We start from the raw sequence: 6,218 nt of genomic DNA on the forward strand, positions 1-6,218 counted from the left end.
GTGCCGCCGAATCATGCTCGCCAGGCCGTCTCGGAGATGACACGGAGTCGGAATGGCGGCTGACTTGCTGCGGAACCCCGGCCGCGACGGCTTCTAGCTGTTCCCCTCTGAGCAGGGAGCCGTACGCTGGCCGGCAACTCGGGCGGACTGTGATCCTGCCCTGAATTGGAACGAGTGGCCCCGTGGCTCTGCCAGGTCAGTGCTTAGTCCCGTGACCTCGGGCTATGCTCCAAAGTGGTCTGATCGACCGCCTGCTCGGCCACAGATTGGCCAAGCGCCCCTTCTCCACGACTGAGGTGCACGTTGGGCGGCGCATCCTTTCCAACTCTGCGCGGCCACGTTCGTCCTGGTTCACGGTCGTCCGCGGGCCGGGCCACTGAACTGCCCTGCTGGGTATCAGGGTTAAGGAGCGCCGCGGGACCACATCCACGGTCGATACGTCCTAGACCGCACCTTCCGTTCCCACGTAGTCTTGGGCAACTTGATGCAGGGCTGGCACCGCAGCTGGGGAGACGCGCCGTCTCCTGAAGGGACGTCGGATGACTGTCAGTGAAGGTACTGAGCTCTCGGTTAACGGAGAAAGTCTTCAGCAGCTCTACAGTGACTACATTCAGAACCGCTTCCTCATCAATCGCCGTTACCAGCGAAAGCTGGTTTGGGCAGTTGAAGAGAAACAGAGACTCATTGATTCGGCTTTGAAGAAGCTACCCATTCCGCTCATCCTTTTGGCGGAAAGTCAGCATGAAGGGAATGCTCGCCTAGAGGTGATTGATGGCCTGCAGCGCTTGGATGCCATCTTCTCTTTCATTGAGAACAAGTACCCTGTTGATGGTCGATATTTCGATCTTGAAACGCTGGCGGATACGAAATTCTTCAAGGATGGTGGAATTCTAGAACAGAAGAACCCGGTCTGGGATCGGGTCTCCTGTCGAGACTTCACCAACTATCACCTCCCCGTCTCCACCTACCGCTCGGCAAGCGAGTCTTCTGTTGACGAGGTGTTTCGGAGAATCAATTCTTCCGGCCGGCACTTGAGTCTTCAGGAGATTCGCCAAGCTGGGTCCACGGCGGAGATTGCGAGCCTGGTACGGCGTCTCAGTGCAGCAATTCGAGGGGATTCATCTCTCACCGACTATGTAAACCTTCAAGACATGCCGAAGATCAGCATCACGAACAAGGATCTCGACTACGGGATTTATGATGGTGACATCTTCTGGGTGAAGCAGGGAATTTTGTCGCGCGATGCGGTGAGGGAATCGCGTGATGAGGAATTGGTGTTGGACCTCCTTCTTGATCTAATCCTTCGGCCATTCGCGTCTAGTGGGACGGAGTATCGCAATGCAGCATACAGCGAGGAACGCGTGACGCATTCCACCTCTGCTCTCTCCATTCGCGCTCGCCTGCTAACTATTGGGAAGGAAGAGATCGAGCGGCGGTTCATGGGGACGTTGGACCTGATCAAGGAAACGCTCGATGTAGCCGAGGCCCCTTATTTCACTTGGACGGTCACGCAGCAGAATCCACGTGGCGTGCCACGCCACTTCCATGCCCTGTTTATTGCTCTGGAGCAGCTCCTGCATGAAGAGAACCTGGTCCCTAAGAGTAAGGGAGAGCTGGCAAAGGCCTTGAAGGGCTTTTGGGACAAGGATCTGAGTGTTCCTGGTGGCGGCAACTGGGGAAGTGCCCGTAAAGGCGAACTTGTTGAAGCTGTAAAAGGTTCCCTTAGGCGTGTGTTTGAGCCAACCCAGGATGAGAATAGCCTTAGGCTACAAGAGCATGCGCTAAGGTTTGAATCGACACTGCGGATGGCCCTGACTGAAGATGCCTTGTTTGAGCTAAAGCAGGGGTTCTGTCAAGTTAATGATCCATCGAAATTCGACGACGGTAGCTTTGAGAAGATCTTGAAGATTGCCTCTGCTATGGCGAACGTGCATGCCAAGGCTAAGGGGATAATCTTCATCGGCGTCGCCGACAATGACGGAGATGCGGAATCCATTAAGCGCTTTACCGGCGTGGATGCTCATAAGGTGGATCACTTCTGCGTGACCGGAACGCAGCATGAACTTGACGCTATGGGTAAGTCGATTGACGAGCATTTCCGCTGGCTCGTTGAGAGGATTAAAAACTCGAAGCTTGATCCCAAATTCGCTAATACCCTTGCTTCGACTTTGTCGCCATTTCGCTACCGAAGTTACTTGCTCTGGAAGCTGGAGCCAGAAGCAAGCGGGGCTCCTGTCATGCATGACGGTCGGTTCTATGTGCGCAATGGGCCGTCCACAGATGAGGTGTCCGGGGCTGGTCTCATTGACTTGGTTCGCAGGTTTCCTGCCCGTTGATTAAGGGGCCTGGAGGCAGGGAAAAGGGCCGGTGGAGCTCGATGGTCAAGGCAGGCCAGAGGCCATCTTGCGTCCGGCTTAAGTCCTCGGCCGCAAGACTTGATGAAGCAGGGAAACTTCTATCGCGCTCAGATCAGGTACTTGTCTCCGGTCCCGGTAGACGCTTGACACTTCGATCCCATCCGGAGCTGGCGTTTCGTCGTTAGCCGAGGCGCGTAAGGGCGTCAGCTACGGACTCCATCGAGAGCGTGACCGCGTCGGCCCCGGCTTCGGCCAAAGCCCGCTGTTTCGTGGGCTTGTTGGCGTATCCGACACTGCGGGCGTCGGTGGCGAGCGCAGCCTCGACATCGGTCACGGAATCACCGATGAGGACCATGCGGGTGGGATCTACGGCGAGTGCTGCCGCAGCGGAGAGGAGGGGGTGCGGAGACGGCTTCATGAGGTCGGGGCGCAGCTCCGGGCGTCCGATGACTTCGTGTACGACGCCCGTGAGGTCGTGGAGCGCAAGGTACTCCCACACGCACTCGGAGGAGTTGTTGCTGACGATCGCGACCCGGCGGCCTGATGCCCTAGCGGCCCGGAGGGCCCTCACCGCGCCTTCAACGGGCTCGCCCGCCACCCGGACGGCGCGTACCTCCGCCTCAGTAAGCGCAGCCTCCACCGCTTCGAGGGCGGCCGGGCCACCTTCAATGGAGACGCGGTGCACCTCCATCGGGTCGTTCGTGTTCAGCGCCCCAGCAAGGCTCGGTGCGATCGTGGCCAGCAGATCTTTCAGCCCCGCTGCCACCTGAGGCGCCGGCAGTCCAAGGAACACGTGGCAGATGGGCCCGTCGAAATCGAAGAGGACGGCACTGGAATCGCTGAAGACCTTCCCGAGGGAGTCAGCTTGCGTCCGCATTGGAGTCCCTTCCGATGGTTTCCCACACGCTGTCGAACCACATACGCGCCTGCTCAACCTGTTGGGCTCCGCTGGACGAATCGCCGTCGTTCAGCGAGTGGTGGAAGAGGGTGGCATCCTTTCCGACGAGATCGAAGATCTCAATCGTCTCGCCCTGGACGACCACCTTGTTCGGGCGGATGGGGTAGTACCCGAAGAACGCGTCCTCGTTATTGATCACGTACAGCTTGAAGAACTGCGTTCCGCTGTGGACGCGCACGCTGACGCTGCTCTCGGCGACGAGGCCGAGGTGACTCAACTCGCTTATGGCGTCGGTGATGCTGCGGGTGTAGCTGACCATGATGTCGTGCATCCGAGCCCTGAGGCGAGGGTCGTCCGCGCAATCTTCGCGGCGGACCGGAGCCGCCTGCGGTACGGCCATGTCTGGCACGAGGATCCTGATCCGGATGCTCGACGGGGTCAGACGCCCTACGCGAATCTTGTCGAGCGGCTCTTGCAACGCCCCATGGAGCGTCTCGCTTGAGAAGCCAGCGAAGTCGATGGTGACGTTGCTGCTCGTGAACGCCTGTTCTACGTAGGGGCGTAGGCCCGCCGGTCGCTCGGTGCGGCTCCGCACGAAAACCCCGCTGCCCTTGCGGGAGACAACGAGTCCTTCGTCTTCGAGGTCGCGGAGCGCGCGCTGAATTGTGGCACGCGCGAAGCCGTAGTGCTCCGTGAGCATCTTGTGCGACGGAAGCCGTTCGCCGGGGCCGATCTTCCGAGTTCTGATGGCTGCGCCCAGGTTCCGTGCCACCTGCTCGTAGGGCGGGCGGTTGTCGTCCGGGTCCAGTGGCTCAAGCGCGATCGTCATGGCTCGATGCTACGGCCAACCTGACTATTTGGACAGCCTGGCTATCCACCTGTTGACGTGACTAGCCAGGCTGGCTACGTTGTTCCTGTGCCCACCGGGCTAGCCAGGCTAATCAGGCTGAATAGCCCGGCTGTGCCGTGAATTGGTGCAGGTCAGGGCGCATGCAAGACCCAGGAGCCCCGCACAGGTCGGGGGGAGGGTGCCGGACAGTCGTTCGCCGCGAGGTGGACGATCCCTTGTCAGTCCGGACGGCAGGTCTCTGCCTACAGCGGGGCCCTAGCGACCTGTTCCTTGAACCGGCAGGCGCGTCCCCGAAAGAGACACCTGAAGCACTCAACTCCGCAGCTCAGCGGCTGCGGCCGGTTGCCTCCTCCGCCCGTCTCGTACGGGCGGGGCTGAGGGGAGCCGGAGTTTCCGACCCCAACGGCGTGCGGCCCCGGTGTTCGAGCACCGGGGCCGCTGTTCAGGCCGTTCCCACGTCAAGGAGAAAACGACCCATGAAGAACATCGTTGCTGGTCACGAGGCCGTTACGGCCACCGAGTTCACTGAGCTGGCGCTCGGTATCGATCTGGAGTTGTTCACCGGCCCGGCCGTCGAGTCCGCGATGGACCGGGCGGCGCGGCTGGACGTGGCGCACGAGGTGCTGGCGGAGCTGCGCGAGAGCGACCCGGAGGCCGCCGCCTACGCGGAGAGCCTGCTGCGGACCCTCCCGCTCAGGTCGCCGTACTCGTCCGGGCGGCGTCCGCGTCGTGCGGTCCGCCGCCCGGCGAAGGGCTGCACGGCCGGTTCGGCGGTGGCCGCATGAGGGCCCGGTCGATGAACAGTCTGGCCGCCGCGGTCGCGGCCCTGGCGTCGCTCGTGGAGCGGTTCCCGGATCTGCCCGCCGCGGACGCGACAGTGTCCACGATCTTCCCGGACCGGCTGTCCCTGTCCTTCCACGGCGACCTCGGAAGGTTCGAGGCGTGGCGGGCGGCCCTGGACATCAGCCCTGCGCTGGTGTCGAGGGAAGAGGAGATCGGCGGTCCCCTGATGTGGCTGAAGGCGGAGACCGTCCTGGACGGAGTCACCGTCCGTCTGACCGGATACGGGCCGCAGAGGGCGGAAGCAGTCGACCCGGCCGCCCCCTGGGAGGCGGCCACATGAGTGCCCCGCCTGCTGGTCTGTGGGCGTGGTGGCTGCGCCACGGTGGTGCGCTGCTGGTCGCGGCGTGCGTCGTGTCCTGGCTGCTGCCGTTACCGGCGTGGGCCCGGTTCCTGTGGAACCTGCTCGTGGCCGCCGGCTGCTTCCACCTGATGGCCCTGCACCTGCGCCGAGAGCGTCGTGGGGACGGGGGCCGCGATGAGGCGTAAGACGAGCGCGGCCGAGCAGATCGCCGCGCTACAGACACTGCAATCGGGCCTGACCAAGGTGCTCGTGGCGGTCGCGGTGGTCGCGCTGGCGTTCACCGCGACGAACGTGACGCTGTTCGCGATCGACCACCACATCAGCGTGTGGATCGCCTGGCTGCTCGACCCCATGGTCGCGGTCGCCCTCGGGGCGGTCCTGATCGTGGACGGCCGGTTGTCGGAGCACGGGGTGCAGCCGTCCGGCTGGGCCACCGGACTCCGGTGGTTCGCCGGGCTGGGCACGTGGTTGATGAACTGCTGGGCGTCGCTGTGGCCGGCCGGTTCCCCGTTCGGGGTGCCGCGGCAGATCGACCCGGCCGGTCTCGTCCTCCACTCGATTCCACCGGTCCTGTTGATCGTTCTCGCTGAGGCGATCACGTACTACCGGCGCGCGATCCTTGACCGGATCGCCGTCCTGCGCGATCAGGTGGACACCGTGGTGGAACGGGTGGAAGCCCCTCCCGTCCACCCCGCTTCCACCCCGGCATCCACCCCACCCGCCCTCATCGCCCCGGCTGTACCGGCGGTGGCCGGGCGGAAGGTGTCGCCGCTGGTCATCTGCGGTGGACGCCAGGTGTTCCCCCTCACCGTTCCCCCCGCTTCCACCCCGGACGACGAGAGCGGTGCGGGAGCGGAGAAACTGCCGGCGGATCAGACATCCCATGCCGTTTGACGTCAAGTGGCATGGGGGTGTGCGTGGTGTGACCAGGCGGTCGCTTCGTCGTAGGGGGTGCGGGTCTTGAGGCAT

At 62.8% G+C, this 6,218-nt stretch carries 7 protein-coding genes; 5 read left to right on the forward strand and 2 right to left on the reverse strand.

All coding sequences use genetic code 11. The features are described 5' to 3' along the window. The first annotated feature begins 539 nt into the window (after positions 1-539). Positions 540-2,336, forward strand: coding sequence for a DUF262 domain-containing protein (locus ACFU8W_RS16530; protein ID WP_384037078.1), 1,797 nt, complete (start codon positions 540-542; stop codon positions 2,334-2,336). Between the two features lie 202 nt (positions 2,337-2,538). On the opposite strand, the gene ACFU8W_RS16535 is transcribed toward ACFU8W_RS16530, so the two are convergent. Together ACFU8W_RS16535 and ACFU8W_RS16540 are read right to left on the reverse strand one after the other, a co-directional pair. Continuing rightward, positions 2,539-3,234 carry an HAD family hydrolase gene (locus ACFU8W_RS16535; protein WP_384037081.1) on the reverse strand — a complete coding sequence of 232 codons (696 nt, stop codon included), beginning with the start codon at positions 3,232-3,234 and terminating at the stop codon, positions 2,539-2,541. Then, entirely contained in the window at positions 3,218-4,084 is an 867-nt protein-coding gene (locus ACFU8W_RS16540) for a GntR family transcriptional regulator (RefSeq protein WP_384037084.1), read from the reverse strand. Before ACFU8W_RS16540 ends, ACFU8W_RS16535 begins: the two co-directional genes overlap by 17 nt. Positions 4,085-4,581: 497 nt before the next feature. On the opposite strand from ACFU8W_RS16540, the gene ACFU8W_RS16545 reads away from it, so the two are divergent. The 4 genes from ACFU8W_RS16545 to ACFU8W_RS16560 are packed head-to-tail and all read left to right on the forward strand — an operon-like array spanning position 4,582 to position 6,143. Next, positions 4,582-4,890 carry a hypothetical protein gene (locus tag ACFU8W_RS16545; protein WP_384037087.1) on the forward strand — a complete coding sequence of 103 codons (309 nt, stop codon included), beginning with the start codon at positions 4,582-4,584 and terminating at the stop codon, positions 4,888-4,890. Positions 4,891-4,901: 11 nt separating this feature from the next. Then, on the forward strand, positions 4,902-5,228 hold the full coding sequence (locus tag ACFU8W_RS16550) for a hypothetical protein (protein WP_384037090.1): 327 nt from the start codon (positions 4,902-4,904) through the stop codon (positions 5,226-5,228). Further along, positions 5,225-5,434, forward strand: a complete 210-nt coding sequence (locus tag ACFU8W_RS16555) for a hypothetical protein (protein ID WP_384037093.1) — start codon at positions 5,225-5,227, stop codon at positions 5,432-5,434. The genes ACFU8W_RS16550 and ACFU8W_RS16555 overlap by 4 nt, the downstream gene beginning before the upstream one ends. Beyond that, a complete protein-coding gene (locus ACFU8W_RS16560) occupies positions 5,424-6,143 on the forward strand; it encodes a hypothetical protein (protein ID WP_384037096.1) in 720 nt (239 codons plus the stop codon). The genes ACFU8W_RS16555 and ACFU8W_RS16560 overlap by 11 nt, the downstream gene beginning before the upstream one ends. Positions 6,144-6,218 lie beyond the last annotated feature (75 nt).

Origin of the sequence: Streptomyces sp. NPDC057565, assembly GCF_042801455.1 — a bacterium.
GTDB classification, from domain to species: domain Bacteria; phylum Actinomycetota; class Actinomycetes; order Streptomycetales; family Streptomycetaceae; genus Streptomyces; species Streptomyces yanii.

Excerpts from the sequence above, each read along its gene's own strand:
- ACFU8W_RS16555 (WP_384037093.1), top strand. The coding sequence starts at position 5,225 with ATGAGTGCCCCGCCTGCTGGTCTGTGGGCGTGGTGGCTGCGCCACGGT.
- ACFU8W_RS16535 (WP_384037081.1), bottom strand. The coding sequence starts at position 3,234 with ATGCGGACGCAAGCTGACTCCCTCGGGAAGGTCTTCAGCGATTCCAGT.
- ACFU8W_RS16550 (WP_384037090.1), top strand. The coding sequence starts at position 4,902 with ATGAACAGTCTGGCCGCCGCGGTCGCGGCCCTGGCGTCGCTCGTGGAG.
- ACFU8W_RS16540 (WP_384037084.1), bottom strand. The coding sequence starts at position 4,084 with ATGACGATCGCGCTTGAGCCACTGGACCCGGACGACAACCGCCCGCCC.
- ACFU8W_RS16530 (WP_384037078.1), top strand. The coding sequence starts at position 540 with ATGACTGTCAGTGAAGGTACTGAGCTCTCGGTTAACGGAGAAAGTCTT.
- ACFU8W_RS16545 (WP_384037087.1), top strand. The coding sequence starts at position 4,582 with ATGAAGAACATCGTTGCTGGTCACGAGGCCGTTACGGCCACCGAGTTC.
- ACFU8W_RS16560 (WP_384037096.1), top strand. The coding sequence starts at position 5,424 with ATGAGGCGTAAGACGAGCGCGGCCGAGCAGATCGCCGCGCTACAGACA.